This window comes from Rhodovulum iodosum (assembly GCF_041020385.1).
Classification (GTDB): domain Bacteria; phylum Pseudomonadota; class Alphaproteobacteria; order Rhodobacterales; family Rhodobacteraceae; genus Rhodovulum; species Rhodovulum iodosum.
In genome coordinates, this window is record NZ_JBEHHI010000001.1 from 1,013,769 (window position 1) to 1,032,395 (window position 18,627).

The 18,627-nt window shown below is 66.0% G+C and carries 14 protein-coding genes; 7 read left to right on the plus strand and 7 right to left on the minus strand.

Annotated features, from left to right (window positions below; genetic code table 11):
- Positions 1–15: 15 nt before the first annotated feature.
- From Ga0609869_RS04980 to bchF, 7 genes are read right to left on the minus strand one after another with little or no spacing between them, the layout of a single operon-like run.
- Positions 16–1,458 carry a PucC family protein gene (locus Ga0609869_RS04980; RefSeq protein ID WP_125406109.1) on the minus strand — a complete coding sequence of 481 codons (1,443 nt, stop codon included), beginning with the start codon at positions 1,456–1,458 and terminating at the stop codon, positions 16–18.
- Positions 1,455–2,138 carry a magnesium protoporphyrin IX methyltransferase gene (bchM, locus tag Ga0609869_RS04985; protein WP_125406106.1) on the minus strand — a complete coding sequence of 228 codons (684 nt, stop codon included), beginning with the start codon at positions 2,136–2,138 and terminating at the stop codon, positions 1,455–1,457. Before bchM ends, Ga0609869_RS04980 begins: the two co-directional genes overlap by 4 nt.
- Positions 2,138–3,034 (minus strand): ferredoxin:protochlorophyllide reductase (ATP-dependent) iron-sulfur ATP-binding protein, encoded by an 897-nt coding sequence (gene bchL / locus Ga0609869_RS04990; protein WP_125406102.1) that lies wholly within the window; start codon positions 3,032–3,034, stop codon positions 2,138–2,140. Before bchL ends, bchM begins: the two co-directional genes overlap by 1 nt.
- 19 nt (positions 3,035–3,053) lie before the next feature.
- Complete coding sequence (locus Ga0609869_RS04995; RefSeq protein ID WP_125406099.1) at positions 3,054–6,629, minus strand: magnesium chelatase subunit H; 3,576 nt, start codon at positions 6,627–6,629, stop codon at positions 3,054–3,056.
- Complete coding sequence (gene bchB / locus Ga0609869_RS05000; RefSeq protein ID WP_125406096.1) at positions 6,619–8,166, minus strand: ferredoxin:protochlorophyllide reductase (ATP-dependent) subunit B; 1,548 nt, start codon at positions 8,164–8,166, stop codon at positions 6,619–6,621. Before bchB ends, Ga0609869_RS04995 begins: the two co-directional genes overlap by 11 nt.
- On the minus strand, positions 8,163–9,458 hold the full coding sequence (locus Ga0609869_RS05005; RefSeq protein WP_125406093.1) for a ferredoxin:protochlorophyllide reductase (ATP-dependent) subunit N: 1,296 nt from the start codon (positions 9,456–9,458) through the stop codon (positions 8,163–8,165). The genes bchB and Ga0609869_RS05005 overlap by 4 nt, the downstream gene beginning before the upstream one ends.
- Positions 9,455–9,955 carry a 2-vinyl bacteriochlorophyllide hydratase gene (bchF, locus tag Ga0609869_RS05010; RefSeq protein WP_125406090.1) on the minus strand — a complete coding sequence of 167 codons (501 nt, stop codon included), beginning with the start codon at positions 9,953–9,955 and terminating at the stop codon, positions 9,455–9,457. Before bchF ends, Ga0609869_RS05005 begins: the two co-directional genes overlap by 4 nt.
- Before the next feature lie 311 nt (positions 9,956–10,266).
- Between bchF and Ga0609869_RS05015 the strand changes: the two genes are divergently transcribed.
- From Ga0609869_RS05015 to Ga0609869_RS05045, 7 genes are all read left to right on the plus strand, one after another.
- Entirely contained in the window at positions 10,267–11,061 is a 795-nt protein-coding gene (locus Ga0609869_RS05015; RefSeq protein ID WP_125406087.1) for a cobalamin B12-binding domain-containing protein, read from the plus strand.
- 34 nt (positions 11,062–11,095) lie between these two features.
- Entirely contained in the window at positions 11,096–12,520 is a 1,425-nt protein-coding gene (gene ppsR, locus Ga0609869_RS05020; protein WP_125406084.1) for a transcriptional regulator PpsR, read from the plus strand.
- Positions 12,521–12,554: 34 nt separating this feature from the next.
- On the plus strand, positions 12,555–13,463 hold the full coding sequence (gene chlG, locus Ga0609869_RS05025; RefSeq protein WP_125406081.1) for a chlorophyll synthase ChlG: 909 nt from the start codon (positions 12,555–12,557) through the stop codon (positions 13,461–13,463).
- A complete protein-coding gene (locus tag Ga0609869_RS05030) occupies positions 13,460–14,749 on the plus strand; it encodes a BCD family MFS transporter (protein ID WP_125406078.1) in 1,290 nt (429 codons plus the stop codon). The genes chlG and Ga0609869_RS05030 overlap by 4 nt, the downstream gene beginning before the upstream one ends.
- A gap of 6 nt (positions 14,750–14,755) precedes the next feature.
- On the plus strand, positions 14,756–15,937 hold the full coding sequence (locus Ga0609869_RS05035) for a geranylgeranyl diphosphate reductase (RefSeq protein WP_125406075.1): 1,182 nt from the start codon (positions 14,756–14,758) through the stop codon (positions 15,935–15,937).
- Positions 15,934–16,455: an isopentenyl-diphosphate Delta-isomerase gene (idi, locus tag Ga0609869_RS05040; RefSeq protein WP_125406072.1), complete on the plus strand. Its 522-nt coding sequence runs from the start codon at positions 15,934–15,936 to the stop codon at positions 16,453–16,455. Before Ga0609869_RS05035 ends, idi begins: the two co-directional genes overlap by 4 nt.
- Positions 16,456–16,567: 112 nt before the next feature.
- A complete protein-coding gene (locus Ga0609869_RS05045) occupies positions 16,568–18,412 on the plus strand; it encodes a class I SAM-dependent methyltransferase (RefSeq protein WP_125406069.1) in 1,845 nt (614 codons plus the stop codon).
- The last annotated feature ends 215 nt before the right edge of the window (positions 18,413–18,627 follow it).

Genomic DNA, 18,627 nt, shown 5'->3' on the forward strand with positions numbered 1-18,627 from the left:
GTTTGATCCTCCGGGTCAGGTGGGAAGGTCGGCCAGCCCGATCTTGGCCGAGGTTTCCCTGTTGGGATTGGGTTGGATACCCCTGTGCCGCATAAGCGGCCCAAGGACGATGAGTGTCAGGAACAGAAGCGCGATCTCGATGTTGTAGACCGCGGCATAGCCGGTGGCGGGGGTGTTGAGCCCCTCGCCGAGCGCGCCCGAAAGCGCGATATGGTTCAGAGCGTCACGCAGCGTGCCGCCGAAGGCCGTGGCCAGCCCCGCAGCGGTGGCCTGGGCCGCGCCCCAGGCGCCCAGCGCCAGACCGCGCCCGGCGGCACCGCCGACGGGCATGGTCATCGCGGCAGTGAGCGTGGCCACGGCGAAGAGACCGCCGCCGAAGCCGATGCTGCCCGCGCCGGCAAAGAAGACCGGCGCCGAGACCAGCGGACCCGCGAAGATCACCGCGGAGAAACCGACGATGCCCGCGAGGATGCCGAGGCTGGCCATGCGGTAGGCGCTCATCCCCGCCGACAGCCAGCGTGCGGCCAGGCCGAAGCCGACGAGCGCGCCGGCGGCCCACATACCCGTCAGCATCGTCGTCGACGAGACCGACAGGCCGAGGATTTCACCGCCATAGGGTTCCAGCAGGATGTCCTGCATGTTGAAGCCCAGCGTGCCGATGGCCACAACCGCCAACAGGCGCCCGGCCTGCCCGCCGCTGGCGAAATCGGCCCAGGCATCGGCGAATTGCGGTTTCGGCGCGGCGCGCTCCTGCTTGCTCATCGGCCGCATCCGCTCTTGCTTCCACAGCGCGACGACGTTGAGCACCACGGTGACCACCGCGGCGCCCTGCACCACGCGGATCAGCCGCAGTTGCGAGAAATCGCGCAGCAGCCAGCCGATGATGAGCGCCGAAACCCCCATGCCGACCAGGAACATCACGTAAAGCAGCGCCACGACCCGCGGCCGCGTCTCGTCCGTCGCACGGTCCGAGGCGAGGGCAAGTCCCGCCGTCTGCGTCATGTGCATGCCAAGACCGGTCATGAGGAAGGCCAGACCCGCCAGTACCTCGCCGGCCCATGTGGGCCCGAGCGTCTGGTCGCCCGACAGGATGAACAGCGAAAACGGCATGATCGCCAGCCCGCCCATCTGCCAGAGCGAGCCGAACCACATGTAGGGCACGCGCTTCCAGCCGATGGCCGAGCGGTATGTGTCGGACTTGAACCCCATCAGCGCCCGGAACGGCGCGACCAGCACCGGCAGCGCCACCATGATGGCCACCACCATCGCCGGCACCGAAAGCTCGACAATCATGACGCGGTTGAGCGTGCCCAACAGCATGACCGTCGCCATGCCGACCGAAACCTGGAACAGCGACAGCCGCAGCAGGTCCTTCAGCGGGAAACCCTCCGAGGCTGCGTCCGCAAACGGCAGGTACTCGGCGGTCAGGCGGGTCAGCGGATGGGGCTTCTTGCTCATCTGCAAAGCTCCATCGCCTGGGAAATGTAAAAGCCCTTGCTCACGCGCAGCACGCTGTTGAGTTCGCCCCGCACGCCCGCTTTCTCCAGCGCCTTGGCGATGGCGGCCTCGGAATGGGGAATGATCCGCGGCGAGCGGTCGGACCTCGGGAAAAGCTTGCCCGAGACATGCATCGCGCTCAGCAGCGCGGTCTTGGGCGCGACGGTAAAGACGATTTTCTCGTCGGTGCGCGAGGCAAGCGTGCCCAGGGCGGCGGCGATGTCGCGCGCCTTGTAGTGGATCAGGCTGTCCATCGCCATGACGTAGTCGAACCGGCCCAGCGCGTCGGACAGCATGTCGCCGGCGACGAAGGTGATCTGTGAGTGGTAGCCGTCGGGGATGCGCTTTTTCGCAACCTCCAGCAGGCTGGGCGATATGTCGACGGCCGTCACCTCGGCGCCCTTCTGCACCAGTTCCAGCGTCATCGGCCCGGCGCCGCACCCGGCGTCGAGCACGCGCTTGCCCGTCAGGTCCGACGGCAGGCGCGACAGCATTGCCGCGCGCATCTGGTCACGCCCCTCGCGCACCGTTTGACGTATGCGCGAGACGGGCGCGTCCGAGGTCAGCCGTTCCCATGTCTTCGACGCGGTGCGGTCGAAGTAGGTCTCAAGCCGTTCTCGGGTGCGGGCGTAGCTGTCCATCAGTCGAACCCAAGCAATTCAAAGATCTCACGGTCGGGCAGCGGCGCGGGCGCCAGCGGATCGGTACCGTTCCACAGCGTCTCGGCGAGGCGGACATATTCGGCGCGGCAATGCACGATGTCCTCGTCGTCGGGCATCTCGAAAAGCGTCTTCTTCTTCAGCCGCGACCGGCGGATCGCATCGACAGCAGGCATATGCGCGATGCGCTTGAAGCCCACCACGTTGCAGTACCTGTCGACCTCGTCGGTATTTTCCGACCGGTTGGCGACGCAGCCGGCGAGCCGCACGTTGTAGTTTTTCGATTTTGCCTGCACCGCGGCGATGATGCGGTTCATGGCGTAGATCGAGTCGAAATCGTTGGCGGTGACGATCACCGCGCGGTCGGCATGTTGCAGCGGCGCGGCAAAGCCGCCGCAAACCACGTCGCCGAGGACGTCGAAGATCACCACGTCGGTGTCTTCCAGCATGTGGTGCTGTTTCAACAGCTTCACCGTCTGGCCCACGACATAGCCGCCGCAGCCGGTGCCCGCGGGCGGGCCGCCGGCCTCGACGCATTGCACACCGTTGAAGCCCTCGGTCACGAAGTCCTCGGGGCGCAGCTCCTCGGGGTGGAAATCCACGTCGCGCAGCACGTCGATCACCGTCGGCTGCAAGTGGCCGGTCAGGGTGAAGGTACTGTCGTGCTTGGGGTCGCATCCGATCTGCAGCACGCGCTTGCCCAGCATGGAAAACGCCGCGCTGAGGTTCGAAGACGTGGTCGATTTGCCGATCCCGCCCTTGCCGTAGACCGAAAAGACCTTGGCCCCCTCGATCTTCATCGTCTCGTCCTGATGGACCTGGACGGAGCCTTCGCCGTCCTCGCCTCTCAGTACCGGAATTTCATCTCTCGGGCTCATGTTCCCTCCTGTCGCGGCTCTATTCGGCCGCAATTCCTTCGAGCCGGTCTTCCAGCTCGTCGGCCGCCATTTGCAGGGCGGCCAGGGTCTCGGCGTCGGGTTGCCAGTAGTTGCGGTCATGCGCCTCCAGCAGGCGGTTCGCCAGCTTGGAAGAGGCCGCCGGGTTGAGGCTGGCCAGCCGTTTGCGCATTTCCTCGTCCAGGACGAAGGTTTCCGACAGCCGCTGATACACCCAGGGCTCCACTTGGCCAGTCGTTGCCGACCATCCCAGGGTGTTGGTGACCTGCGCCTCGATCTGGCGCACGCCTTCGTGCCCGTGCCGCAGCATCCCTTCGAACCATTTCGGGTTCAGGCTGCGCGACCGGGTTTCAAGGGCGACCTGCTCTTGCAGTGTCCGCACCTTGCCTTCGCCGCGGGTCTGATCGCCGATATAGACGGCGGCCTCGCTCCCCTTGGCGCGTTTCACCGCGCGGGAGATCCCGCCCAGCGTATCGAAGTAATGGTCGACGGTGGTCACGCCCAGTTCCACGCTTTCGAGGTTCTGGTAGGCGACATCCACGTCCTTGAGTGTCTGCTGAAGCAGCGCCGCGTTGGCCGCCGACTTGCCGTCGCGCCCGTAGGCAAAGCTCTTGCGCGCCTCGTAGGCGTCGGCCAGCTCGTCCTCGTCGCCCCAGGCGCCGGAGTCGACCAGCCCGTTGACGTTCGAGCCATAGGCGCCCTCGGCGTTCGAGAAGACGCGCAGCGCGGCGGTGTCCATGTCGACGCCCATCTTCTCGGCATGGGCCAGCGAATGGGCACGGACGAAGTTCATCTCCAGCGGCTCGTCCTCGGCCATGGCGGCCTTCCAGGCGGCCTCGGCCAGCATCCGCGTTTGCAGCGGCAGCAGGTCACGGAAGATGCCCGACAGGGTCATCACCACGTCGATCCGCGGCCGGCCCAGTTCCTCCAGCGGGATCAGGTCGGCACCCGAAAGGCGGCCGTAGCTGTCAAAGCGGGGCTTGGCGCCCATCAGCGCCAGCGCCTGGGCGATGGGGCCGCCGTCCGATTTGATGTTGTCCGACCCCCACAGCACCATTGCGACCGAGCGCGGCAGCGACGCGTGCGTGTCCAGCAGCTTTTGCGCCTGTTTCGCGCCATCCTGCATCGCGAAAAGGGTCGGCATGCGGAACGGGTCGAAGGCGTGGATGTTGCGGCCCGTGGGCAGCACCTCGGCCGAGCGGATCAGGTCGCCCCCCGGCACCGGCCGGATATAGCGCCCGCCCAGCGCGCGCATCAGCGCGGGGAGTTCGGTGTCCTGCTGCAGCCAGTAATCGACGCGCTCGCGGGTGTCGTCGTCGGTTTCGGCCATCACCCGCAGGTGCTCGACACGCTCGTCGTCCGAGATCACGCGGCCCAGGACGTGCAGGCCGTCGGGGATCAGCGCGTCCTCGGTTTCCAGCAGCTTCAGCCACAGGTCCTCGGGGGGCGTGCCGCCCATGTCGACGGCGTCGGCCTGCATTGCGATCAGCTCTTCCAGGTCGGCGCGGTCGGGGCTGTCGGGCAGGGTCTGGCGCCAGCGGGTCAGGCTGTCCTTCAGCTCCTGCAGGCCCTTGTAAAGGCCCGACGAGGCGAGCGGCGGGGTCAGGTGGGTGACCGTCACCGCGTTCGACCGCCGCTTGGCCAGCGTCGCCTCGGAAGGGTTGTTCGAGGCGTAGAGATAGACGTTGGGCATGTCGCCGATCAGCCGGTCGGGCCAGTCGCGCGCGCCCATACCCGATTGCTTGCCGGGCATGAATTCCAGCGCCCCGTGCATCCCGAAATGCAACAGCACATCGGCGCCGAACGTGTTCTTGAGCCACAGGTAAAAGGCGCTGAAGGCATGGGTCGGCGCAAAGCCCCGCTCGAACAGCAGGCGCATCGGGTCGCCCTCATAGCCGAAGGTCGGCTGGACCCCGACAAAGACATTGCCGAACTGGTGCCCCAGCACGAAGACGCCGCGCCCGTCAGACCGGATCTTGCCCGGCGCCGGCCCCCAGACCGACTCGATCTCGCTCAGCCACGGAGTGCCGCGCACGATGTCGTCGGCCGGCACATGGGCACAGACATTGGCCTCCTGCCCATACTGCTTGGCGTTGCCCTCCAGGATCACGTTGCGCAACTCATCCACCGAGGCGGGCAGCTCGCCCATGTCGTAACCCTCGGCCTTCATCCGGTGCAGCGTATTGAAAAGGCTTTCGAAAACAGACAGGTAGGCTGCCGTGCCGACAGCGCCCGCATTGGGCGGAAAGCCGAACAGGACCACGCCCACCTTGCGCTCGGCCACTTCGGACCGGCGCAAGCGGGCCAGACGCTCGACCCGCGCGGCCAGCGTCGTCACCCGCTCCGAACAGGCGGCCATCGCCTTGGTGCCGCCCTTGCAGCTGCAATCATGCGCGCAGCCGGTGCAGCCCTCGGGGCTGTGGCGGCCGCCGAAGACGGTGGGCGAGATCGCCCCGTCAAGTTCGGGCAGCGCGATCAGCATGGTGGTTTCGACGGGGCCGAGCCCGCCGGAGGACTTGCTCCACTGACCCAGGGTCTGGAATTCCAGCGGGTGGGCGGCGATGTAGGGGATGTCCAGACCGCTCAGAACCTCGACCGCGGCGTCACTGTCGTTATAGGCCGGCCCGCCGATCAGGCTGAACCCGGTCAGCGACACCATTGTGTCGATATGCACGCCCTCCTCGCCGGTGAAATAGGCGTCGATCGCGGGGCGCGCGTCGAGACCGCCGGCAAAGGCGGCGATCACCCGGATGTTGCGCTCTTCCAGCGCGTGGATCACCGCGTCGTAATGGGCGGTGTCCGAGGCCAGAAGGTAGGACCGCATCATCAGGATGCCCACGGTCGCAACGGGCTGGTCCGGGCTTGGCAGGTCGTCGATCTCGGTGGTGATGCCGTGCGGCAGGCCGGGGTGGTAGAGCCCGACCTCGGGATACTCGACCGGCGCCTCGGAATGCCCGCCGCGCCAGGCCTCTTCGTGGGCGTAGCGCGAGACGAGAAAACGCACCATCTGCTCGACATTGTCGTCCGAGCCGCCCAGCCAGTACTGCATGGTCATGAACCAGGCGCGCAGGTCCTGCGCCTTGCCGGGCACGTATTTCAGCATCTTGGGCAGGCGGCGCAGCATCGCCATCTGCTTTTCGCCGCCAGACTTTTTGGGGCCCGCGTCGTCCTTGGCCCCGCCGCGCAGCTTTTTCAAAAGCTTCATCGGCCCCGAGGCGGGCTTGGACATGTCCAGCTCGCCCATCCGGGTCAGGGTCACGACCTGCTTGTCGGCGATGATGCCGATCATCGCGTCGCAGTGGTCGCGCCGGGCCTGAAGCTCGGGCAGGATGGCGTTGATATGTTCCTCGATGAACAGGAGGTTCACCAGGATGATGTCGCCGTTGAGCACGTCGTCCTTGGCGCGGGCCAGCGCATCGGGGTTTTCCGACCATGTGGCGGCGGCGTGGACCGAGACCCGCAGGCCGGGGAAATCGTCGGCCAGGCGGTCGGTCACACGTTCGGCGGGGCCGGCGGAATGGGAATCCAGCGTGACTATGACAACTCGGTAGCCGGGGATATGGCGATCATCGCGCATAATGGGCCTTCGCCTCGTACAAGGTTTCGACGCTGATCTCGGACACGCCCTTTTCGAGCGCGAATTTCTCGGTGTTCCGCCGGGCCTTGCCGCGGACGAAGAAGGGGATCTTCTTCAGCTCCTTCTCGGCGTCGGACAGCCAGACGATCTCGCCCTCGGCGGGCGCCTGGGCGGCGCCGGGCTGGGCGGTGTCGGGTTCCGGCGCCGCGTCCACCGCGCGCAGCTTGGCCGCGCCGCCATGGTGCGAGGCGCCGGCCTCGCTGTGGAACTCGAAATCCTCACGGAACATGTGCAGCAGGTGCTCTTCCAGCCCCATCACCAGCGGATGAACCAGCGTGTCGAAGATCACGTTGGCGCCTTCCCAGCCCATCTGCGGGCTGTAGCGCGCGGGGAAGTCCTGGACATGCACCGGCGCCGAGATCACCGCGCAGGGAATGCCCAGCCGCTTGCCGATATGGCGTTCCATCTGGGTGCCGAGGATCATCTCGGGCGCCAATTCCTCGATCGCCTGTTCCACCTCGAGGTAATCGTCGGTAATCAGCGCCTCGACCCCGTATTCCTTGGCGAGCGCGCGGATATCGCGGGCGAATTCGCGGTTGTAACAGCCCATGCCCACCACCTCGAAGCCCATCTCGTCGCGGGCGACGCGGGCCATCGCCCGCACATGGGTGGCATCGCCGAAGAGAAACACGCGCTTGCCGGTCAGGTAGGTGGAATCGACCGATTGCGAGTACCAGGGCATCCGCAGGCGCGCGTCGTCGGCCTTGGGGGCGACGCCGGCGATCTGCGCCACCTCTTGGATGAAATCGCGGGTCGCGCCCACGCCGATGGGCACGGTTTTCGTGTAGGGCTGGCCCAGGTTGCGCTCGGCCCAGCGGGCGGCGGCCTCGGCGTGTTCGGGATACATCAGCACGTTGAAATGGGCCGCGCCCATGCGGGCGATGTCGGCCGGGCTGGCGCCCATCGGCGCCACCACGTTGACCGAGATGCCCATTTCCTCAAGCAGCGCGGTGACCTCGACGATGTCGTCGCGGTGGCGAAAGCCAAGGCCGGTGGGCCCGATCAGGTTGGCGCTGACATGGGCCGTGCGGTCCATCGGGCGGGCCAGCCGCTTGACGATCTGGAAGAAGGTCTCGTCGGTGCCGAAATTCTCTTTGCGCTGATAGCTGGGCAGTTCCAGCGGGATGATCGGGATGCCCAGGTCCATCGTCGCCGACATGCCCTCCGGGTCGTCCTGGATCAGCTCGGCGGTGCAGGACGAACCCACGATCATCGCCTGCGGCTGGAACCGCTCCCGGGCGTCCTGCAGTGCCGTCTTGAACAGGTTCGCGGTGTCGGCGCCCAGGTCGCGCGCCTGAAAGGTCGTGTAGCTGACCGGCGGGCGGTGGCCGCGCCGCTCGATCATGGTGAACAGCAGGTCGGCATAGGTGTCGCCCTGCGGCGCATGCAGTACGTAGTGCAGACCGGTCATGCCGGTCGCAACGCGCATCGCGCCCACATGGGGCGGGCCTTCATATGTCCAGACAGTCAGCTTCATGCCGCGCCTTCCAGACCGCTCAGCAACGCACGACGGCGCAACGGGCGGGCGAACAGGCCGGCAAGATCTCCGGCCTGTTCGTAAAAATGGACGGGGGTGAAGACAAGCTCAATTGCCCATTTTGTCGCCAGACCATCTGCCTCAAGCGGGTTGGCGAGACCCAGGCCGCAAACGGTCAGATCGGGGCGTGCCGCGCGGCAGCGTTCCAGCTGCAGATCGACATCCTGCCCCTCGGCGATCGTGGGGCCTTCGGCCAGCAGGTCGAGATCGGGTCCGACGATCTGCTTGTTGATGAAGGGTGCGCCCACCTCGACCGCCTTCATCCCGCATTCGCGGGTCAGGAAACGGGCCAGCGGGATCTCGAGCTGGCTGTCGGGGAAGAAGAAGATCGACTTGTCCTTCAGCGTCTCGGCCGCGCCGGCGATGGCCTTGCGGGCGCGGGCGCGGGGCGCCTCTGTGACCTTGGCGAAGGTGTCGGCATCCACGCCGAATTCCTGCGCCACGGCCCACAGCCAAGCCGTCGTCCCCCCTTCGCCGAAGGGAAACGGCGCGGGCAGGGTGCGCGCGCCGCGGCGTTCGAGATGCGCGGCGGTTTCGTTGAGGAAGGGCTGGGTCAGGGCGACAACGGTGCCGGCCCCCACCCCAGGGGCCTCGGCCGCGCGGTGCGCGGGCAGGCAGCGGACGGGCGACACGCCCATGTCGCGCAAGAGGCCCAGCGCCTGATCCTCGACCACGTCGGGCAGCGCGCCGACCATCAAGAGCTGCCGCTCGTCGGTATCGGGCAGGGTCGGCACCATGGCGGCGAGGCAGGCATCCTCGCCCTCGGTAAAGGTCGTCTCGATCCCCGAGCCGGAATAGTTCAGCACCCGCACATGGGGGGCGTGTTTCTGGGTCAGCCGCTCGGCTGCGCGGTGCAGGTCGAGCTTAATCACCTCAGACGGGCAGGAGCCGACGAGGAAAAGCTGGCGGATGTCAGGCCGGCGCGAGAGCAGCCGGTCGACCTCGCGGTCCAGCTCCTCGTTGGCGCAGGCGAGCCCGGCGAGGTCTTTCTCTTCCAGGATCGCGGTGCCGAAACGCGGCTCGGCAAAGATCATGACGCCGGCGGCGCTTTGCAGCAGATGCGCGCAGGTGCGCGAGCCCACGACCAGGAAAAACGCGTCCTGCATCTTGCGGTGCAGCCAGATGATGCCGGTCAGTCCGCAAAAAACCTCGCGCTGTCCCCGTTCTTTCAGGACGGGCACATCGCGGCAGCCGCGGGCGGGGGCCGGGGGAAGGTGCGCGGCGTCGGTCATGCCGCAGCCTCGGCCTGCCGCGCGCCTTGCAGGCGAGCCATCCTGAGCTTCCACAGGAACTGGCCGGCATTGATGACATAGGCGGCGTAGGCGGCCAGCGCGATGCCCATCTGCCCCATGGGCCCGATGCTGCCGGTGATCAGCGCCCACATATAGAGAGTGTGCAGCGCGATCACGAGCATCGAGAACACGTCCTCCCAGAAGAAGGCGGGGGCGAAGAGGTAGCGGCCGAACACGACCTTTTCCCAAATCGCGCCGGTGATCATGATAGTGTAGAGAACGCCGGTCTTGACGATGATCGATATCGTCGCCGCGTCGTAGCCCGCGCCGGTGAAAACGTAGCGCAGAACCAGCCCGAGCGAGACCAGGAAAACGAGGAACTGAAGCGGCGCCAGAACGCCCTGAACGACCGTCCAGACGGTTTCGTCCCGGCGACGGCGTTGTTCTTCGGTATAGAGTTGGACCGCGGCAGCGGCGCGTTCCGTGCGCTTAGACATCCTCCGACTCCCTGACAGACGGTGGCGTGCTCAAGTTAGCGCCCGACGCCAGAAAGTGTCAATTGTAATTTACACTTTTTGAGTTTACACTCCGACCTGTCCGGTGCCAGAGACATGCGAGGCGGCGGATATTAAAGTGGTTAAATTATAAGGTGTTGCTCAAGAATTGAGTGATTCCGGAACGAGGGCAAGGCTAGCGGTGTCAATCCTGTTTGACAACATGTCCCACCACTTCGGCCCGGCCGGCCCGTACCGCGGTTCGGCCCGCCCAAGCGACTCGGCGCGCGGCCACCAAGGCAGAGGAGGCGCAGATGCCTGAGGTTTCGCATCACTCCCATCACGATGCGCTGCACCTTCATGACGAGGTCGAATCGCTGGCCTCCAAGGTTCTGTCCGTCCTGGCCTCCAAGGCCAGCCTGTCGGACCACGCCGTCGATGGCGAGATCCTCGACAAGTTCTGCGCCGCGATCCTGCAGCGAAGCGCCACCATCGACGCCGGCGCGCTGGCCGAGCTGCGCGCCAACGGGCTGAGCATCTCGATCATCCTCGACGGTTATATCCCCGAGGCGGCGCGCGCCCTGGGCCAGCGCTGGGCCGATGACGAGCTCAGCTTTGCCGAGGTGACGATCGGGGTTGCCCGGCTGCAGGCCATCCTGCGCGACCTTGGGCGGCTCTGGACGATGGATGGCGCGGCCGACCCGAAAGCGCCCAACATCATGATCGTCGTTCCCCTCGACGAGTTTCACACCCTCGGCGGCATGACCGCGGCCAGCCAGTTCCGCCGGCTGGGCCTGTCGGTCTGCCTGTGCCTGGGCCTGCCCGAAGACGAGATCCTGCAAAAGCTCGGCACCCGCCGGTTCGACATGATCGCGCTCTCGGCGTCGGCCAGCGCCAAGCTTGATTCGCTGCACAATCTGGTCAAGAACGTTCGGCAAGCCTCTGCCTGGGCTGCGCCCATCGTTCTGGGCGGCACCGTTCTTGAGCGCGGGAAGGATGTAAAGGCCCTGACCGGGGTGGATTTTGCCACCTCTGACCCGAAAGAGGCGCTTCGCCTGTGCGGTCTGAAAACCGCCCTCGCCGCCCTCGCCCGGCCGGAGGCGGATTGATGAGGAGGCGGTCCCGCGGACCGGAGACCAGACCGTGACGTCGCGCGGAACGAAATACTGGAGCAGCGGCGCGATCCCCCTGATCGCGCCCGAACTCTTGGGCGACATCATCGCCTCGGCGGCGGACATTTCTCTCGTCATCTCCCAGGAAGGGCGGGTCCTGTCGGTACTGGTGAACCAGGCGCACCGCAGCTTTGGCAAGCTCGACCACTGGGAAGGCCTGGATCTGCGGGATTTCCTGACCACCGACAGCCAGCCCAAGCTGGAGAAGATGCTGGAGATCTTTGCCGGCGGCGGCGAGTCGGACAAGGCGGTCGAGCTCAACCACACCGACCGTGAAAACTGGGATTTCCCGGTGCGCTACTCCTTCCACCGGATCGGCCCCGACGAAAGCGTCCTGCTGATGCTGGGCCGCGACCTGCGCCCGATCGCCGAGATGCAGGTGCAGCTGATCGAAGCGCAAATGGCGCTGGAACGCGATTACGAGACCCAGCGCGAGTACGACACGCGCTACCGCGTGCTGCTCGAAGCGGCGCGCGAAGCCTTCGCCTTCGTCTCGGTCAATTCCGGACGCGTGATCGATGCCAACAGCGCCGCGGCCGCTCTGATCGGCGTGGCCCGCGAAGACGTGATCGGCACGATCTTCTCGCAGGAGTTCGAGGGCCGCCGGCGCGGCGAGTTCATGCAAAGCCTTTCGGCAGCCGCTCAGGCCGAGTCCGTGCGCCCGCTGGAGCTCAACCTGCGCCGGGCCGAGCAGCGCGTACTTGTCACGCCCACGGCCTTTCGCGCCGCGGGCGAGCAGTTGCTGCTCTGCCGGATCGACACCGCCGAGGCCGCGGAAAGCGTGGCCGACGAGTTGACCTCCGGGTTGACCGCGCTGTTCCGGGAAGGGGTGGACGCCATCGTCTTTGCCGACCGCGACGGGATCATCCTGACCGCCAACGACGCCTTTCTCGGGCTCGCCGACGCCTCGGACCTGTCCTCTGTCAAGGGCAAGTCGCTGGCCGACTACCTGGTGCGCGGCAGCGTCGATCTGCGGGTCCTGGTGGAAAACGCGACCCGCACGGGGCAGATGCGGATGTTCGCCACCAAGCTGGCGGGCGATTACGGCGCGCATGTCTCGGTCGAAATCTCGGCGACATATCTGGGCGACAACACGCCGCCGGTGCTGGCCTTCGTGATCCGCGACGCCAGCCGGATGGAGGTCGTGCGCAAGCCCGGCGTCGCCGTATCGGACGACGCGGTGCGCAGCGTGATGGAATTGGTCGGGACTGCGTCACTGAAGGACATTGTCGCCGAGACGACGGACGTGGTGGAAAAGATGTGCATCGAGACGGCGGTCGAGCTGACGCGCAACAACCGCGTCGCCGCCGCCGAGATGCTGGGGCTCTCGCGCCAGAGCCTCTACGTGAAACTGCGCAAATACGGGCTCTTGAGCCGCGACGGCGCCGACAGCTAGACGCCGCGACCATCGCCCAGGAAACAAGACGAAGATGACCGATATCCCCACCGTTCCGGATCGCCGCCTGCCCGAACCCGCGGCCATGGTTACGCTGATCAAGCCGATCACCTGGTTCCCGCCGATGTGGGCCTATCTGTGCGGCACGGTCTCGTCCGGCGTATCACCGCTGTCGAAACCCGGTCTCGTGATCCTGGGCATGTTCCTGGCCGGGCCGGTGGTCTGCGGCATGAGCCAGGCCGCCAACGACTGGTGCGACCGTCATGTCGACGCTATCAACGAGCCCGACCGCCCGATTCCCTCGGGGCGCATCCCGGGGCGCTGGGGCCTTTATATCGCGCTGGCGATGTCTCTCCTGTCGCTTCTCATCGGCTGGCAGCTGGGCCCCTGGGGCTTTGGCGCCACCCTATTGGGCGTGGCCGCGGCCTGGGCCTATTCGGCCGAGCCCGTGCGGCTGAAGAAATCGGGCTGGTGGGGGCCGGGCCTGGTCGGGCTCTCGTACGAATCGCTGCCCTGGTTCACCGGCGCGGCGGTGCTGTCGGCCGGGGCGCCGTCGATATACGTCGTCGTCATCGCCCTGCTTTACGGCATCGGCGCGCACGGGATCATGACGCTGAACGATTTCAAGGCGCTCGAAGGTGACCGCAAGATGGGCGTCAACTCGCTGCCCGTGACCATGGGCCCGGAAAAGGCCGCCTGGGTGGCCTCCATCGTCATGGCGGTGCCGCAGGTCGTCGTGATTACCCTGCTTTGGCTTTGGGACAGGCCGTTCCACGCCGCCGCCGTCACCGCCGTTCTGCTGGCGCAGTTCTGGGCGATGTCGGTGATGATGCGCGACCCCAAGGGCAAGGCGCCGTGGTATAACGGCGTGGGCGTCGTTCTCTACGTCTCGGGCATGATGGTCTCTGCCTTCGCAATCCGCAGCCTTGGGGGCGGCGCATGACGCTTAGCTGGCTCAACATTGTCCGGCTCGGCCTCGTGCAGATGTGCCTTGGGGCGATCGTGGTGCTGACCACGTCGACGCTGAACCGGCTGATGGTGGTCGAGCTGGCCCTGCCCGCCGTGCTGCCGGGCCTGCTGGTGGCGCTGCATTACGGCATCCAGATCACCCGGCCCTCCTGGGGCTTCATGTCCGACACCAAGGGGCAGCGGACGCGGTTCATCATCGGCGGCATGGTCATCCTTGCGCTGGGCGGCTTCGGGGCCGCCGCAGGGGTGCTGGTGCTTGACCATGCGTTCTGGCCGGGGCTGTTGCTGTCGATCCTCGCCTACGCGCTGATCGGGCTCGGGGTGGCGTCTTCGGGTACATCGCTGCTGGCGCTCCTGGCCACCGCCACCGCGCCCGAGCGGCGCGCCGCGGCGGCCACCATCACCTGGCTGATGATGATCGCCGGCATCGCCGTGACGGCCGGCACCGTGGGCGCATTTCTCGACCCCTACACGCCGGCACTGCTGATGAAGATCGTCGCCATCGTCACCGGCGGCGCGGTCGTTGTCACCACGCTGGCCGTCTGGGGCGTGGAAGGCCGCGTCATCGCCCGCAAGGAACCCGACGAGATGCCATTCTGGGACGGGATGAAAGAGGTCTGGGCCGAGCGCAAGGCGCGCATCTTTACCCTCTTCGTGTTCCTGTCGATGTCGGCCTATTTCATGCAAGAGCTGATTCTGGAGCCCTATTCGGGCCTCGTCTTCGGCTTTACCCCCGGCCAGTCCACCTCGCTCTCGGGCGCGCAGAACGGCGGCGTGTTCCTCGGCATGGTGGTGGTGGGCCTGGGCGCGACCGGGCTGCGCTTCGGCTCGCTCAGGTCTTGGGTCGTCGGGGGCTGCATCGGCTCGGCGGCGGCGCTGGCGCTGATCTCGGGCATCGGGATGTACCGCCCCGACCTGCCGCTGCTGCCGGCGGTGGTGTTGATGGGCTTTTTCAACGGCATGTTCGCGGTGGCCGCGATCGGCGCGATGATGGCGCTGGCCGGCGAGGGCCGCGACGCGCGCGAAGGCACGCGGATGGGCCTGTGGGGCGCGGCGCAGGCCATCGCGGCAGGCTTTGGCGGGCTCTTGGGTGCCGCCGCCGCAGACACGCTGCGCACGATGACAAGCGACGCACCGGCCTTCAGCGTGGTGTTCTTGACAGAGGCGATCCTGTTTTGCCTTTCCGCCTGGATGGCGCTCAGGATCATGGACGGCAACCGGCCGACAACCGAGAATGCGGGCCTGGTGCCCGGGGAGTGAGGACTGATGATCTATGATGTAGTCGTCGTGGGCGGCGGGCCCGCCGGGGCCACGGCCGCCGAAGACCTGGCCCGCTCGGGCCACAAGGTGGCGCTTCTCGACCGCGAGGGCCGGATCAAGCCCTGCGGCGGTGCGATCCCGCCCCAGTTGATGCGCGAGTACGATATCTCCGACGCGCAGCTCGTCGCCAAGATCGACACCGCGCGGATGATCTCGCCCTCGGGCCGGCACGTGGACATCCCGATCGAGGACGGCTTCGTCGGCATGGTCGACCGCAAGGATTTCGACCCGTTCCTGCGCGCCCGCGCCGAAAAGGCCGGCGCCGAGCGGCACACCGGCACCTTCCTTCGCGTCGACCGCGAGGAGGAAAAGACCTTCCTCATCTACCGCGACAAGGAGACCCGCGAGGAGGTCAAGCTCCAGACCAGGTACATCATCGGCGCCGACGGGGCGCGGTCCGACGTGGCCCGCGCCGAGGTGCCCGGCGGCGACACCATCCCCTACGTCATCGCCTATCACGAGATCATCGACGCCCCTGCCGCCGTGGGCAACTACCAGCCCAACCGCTGCGACGTGATCTATGACGGGCGCATCAGCCCCGATTTCTATGGCTGGGTTTTCCCGCACGGCAACACCTGCTCGGTCGGTATGGGCACGGGCGTCGACGGGGTCGACCTGAAACAGGCCACCGCCGAGCTGCGGCAGATGGCGGGCCTCGCCCAATGCGAGACCCTGCGCAAGGAAGGCGCGCCGATCCCGCTGAAGCCGATGGCGAAATGGGACAACGGGCGCGACGTGGTGGTTGTGGGCGATGCCGCCGGCACCGTGGCGCCGTCTTCGGGTGAAGGCATCTATTACGCGATGTACGGCGGGCGCGTCGGCGCGTCGGCCGTGTCGGCGGCGCTGGCCTCGGGCCGGGCGTCGGATCTGAAACTGGCGCGGCAGATGTTCATGAAAGATCACAAGAACGTCTTCAAGGCGCTGCAGGCGATGCAGGACGCCTATTACAAGTCGGACGAACGGCGCGAACGGTTCGTGTCGCTCTGCCACGATATCGACGTGCAAAGGCTGACCTTCGAATCCTACATGAACAAGCGGCTGACCAAAAAGCGCCCGCTCGCGCATATCAAGATCGGTATCAAGAACGTCGCCCACCTGACGGGCCTGGTCTCGCCGCTCTCCACATGAACGACATGATCCCGGCCTGGGTGAACGGCGAGCTGGAACCGGTCGAAAAGCTGGAGGTCCACCAGAAGGGCCTGCGCCACAAGGCGATCTCGGTCTTCGTGATGGATGGCGACAAGGTGCTGATCCAGCGCCGGGCGCTGGGCAAGTACCACACGCCGGGCTACTGGGCCAACACCTGCTGCACCCACCCCCATTGGGAGGAAAGCGCCGAGGCCTGCGCCCGCCGCCGCCTGGAGGAAGAACTGGGTATCACCGGGCTTACGCTGAACCACCGCGACCGGGTGGAATACCGCGCCGATGTGGGCGGCGGGCTGATCGAGCACGAGGTGGTCGATATCTTCATCGCCGCCGCGGGCGCCGACCTGAATATCGCGCCCAACCCCGACGAGGTGATGGACGTGAAATGGATCGCGCTCGACGAACTGGCCCGCGAAGTGGAGCGCGCGCCCGACAGCTACACCCCGTGGCTGCGCATCTACCTGAAGGAGCATCGCGAGAGGATTTTCGAGCCGGGCTGAGGCGCCAAGTCGCGCGAGGGGCGACTTTCCCGGGGCTCGGGGTTTGGAAGAGCAAGGAGCGGCCGGGCGATGACCGGATGCGGTACCAGGCGCGGTGCCGCTTCTTGTCAAAATGGGTGCGACCAACTATGCCGTCCTCGGTGGACTGCAACTCCACCGACCGCCCAAAGGTGATGCGATCCCGATGCCCTCTTCGATTTCTCCCGCGACGGACCTTCAGGGAACACTCCCCGTCGCCGACATGATCCAGCCGCTTTCGTCTCGCAGCCTGTTCTGGAAGGCACGGCATCTTCAGCAAGACGACGCGGTTCTGCACATTCCTTTCCTGTTCTGGCTCGTCGAAACCTGCCGGCCAGCGATCTTGGTCGACCTCGGCCTCGGCAGCAGCGTCAGCTATTTTGCATATTGCCAGGCATCGGAAAGAACGGCCTGCAGCACGCAGTGTTTCGGTCTCCACACAGGTGAAAAAGACGGGGCCGGTATTCCCGACGCCGTCCGCGTGCAAAGCGAAGAGTATTACGAGGATGTCTCGTCGCTGGTCGATGGCCCCGCAGCCGCCGACCCGGCGCGTTTTCGTGACGGCTCTGTCGATCTGATGCATATCGACCTCAACGCCGGGGACGCACCGATTTCCGAGGTCGATCATTGGCTTGGCAAGCTCTCGGAACGCGCCGTGATCGTTCTTCACGGCACCAAGGATGTTACGGACAACGCCATGCGCCGGGCTCTGGTTCAGTCGCTTTGCACGGACCGCCAGAGCATGCGCTTTGACCATGGCAAGGGTCTGACGGCGATCCTGTACGGCCCCAAGCAGCAGGAACGACTGAAACGCCTGGCCGAGCTCGACCTCGGCGACCCCGGACATTCCGAGGTGCGTCAGGTCTTTACACGGCTGGGCCGCGCACATGCTTTCGAACAGAGGGTTCGGGACGCGGATGAGGTTGAGCAGGGTCTTCTCAAGCAGTTGCGCGATGCGGAAACGCGGCTCGACGAGATAAAGAGCGAGAACGAACAGACCCGGACGGCGCTGGAAGAGGCCAAATCGGCCTATGAAGAACGCACCAGGGTGATCGGTGAACTCCAGGCGCGGCTGTTCGACAAAGAGCAGGAACGCGCAGCCGAAAACTTCGTCGAAGCGAAAAAACAGATCGAGGCGCTTGAAAAAGACCGCAAGACCGCAAACGCCGAAAGGGACGAGGCAAAAAAAGAAACGCAACGCTGGAAAGAGGCCGCCAAGGCCGCCGAGGCGCGTGCGGCCACGGCAAACACCAAGCTCAGCCAAGAGACGCAAGCGAGAGAGAAGCTGGAGCAGGCGCATGCCGCGCTTTCCGACCGGCTGAGCGAGGCAGAGACGACGATCGCACATCAGAAACAAGAAAACGAAGCGGACGCGGCCAGTCGTCAGCGCGCGTTGGATGACATCAAGGCGCAGCTCGACAAGGCGCGGGCCGACGTTTCAGAAGCGCAAGAGCTACGCTTTTTCGAAACTGCGGCACTGACGCGTATGGCGGAAGACTCTCACCAAAAGCTCGAAGCCATCCGCGCGGACCTGACCGCGCGACAAACCGTGCGCGACGCACTGAACGGCGCCGAGATCGAACGGTTTCGGGCCGGCCTGTCTGACCGCGCTCTTCGCCAAGCTTACGCCCGCAGCGGCATGCCTGACCTGAAAACACAGATCAAGGCGCTGCATGACGCCGCCGAGTTCGACGGGACATGGTACCAGACCACCTATCCGGACGTCAGCGCAAGCGAACACGACCCGGCAGAGCATTACCTGCGATTCGGGGCGCGCGAGGGCCGCAATCCCGGGCCGGCATTCGATACGATGTCCTATTACCTTGCCAACCCGGACGTCGCCCGCGCGGGATGGAATGCTCTTGTCCACTTTCAATTGTTCGGCCGAGACGAAGGGCGTGCACTGACGCCGTCTGTCTCGTCCCGAAATACGCCCTGACCATCAATGACGCAGCGCCGAAAAGCGCGTGCCTGATCGGCTGGACGTCCGGGTCGGGCGAAGCCTGAAAAACAAGCAGTTCTGGTTTCTGAAACCTGCCCGAACCATCACGAGTTCACGGAACTTGCAGGATGGCTGTACTGTCAGCAAAGCGTGACTTCCAAGCCCTAGGGAAATGGCAGGGCATGTGGCGAGGTCCTCAGGTTGTGTCGTGC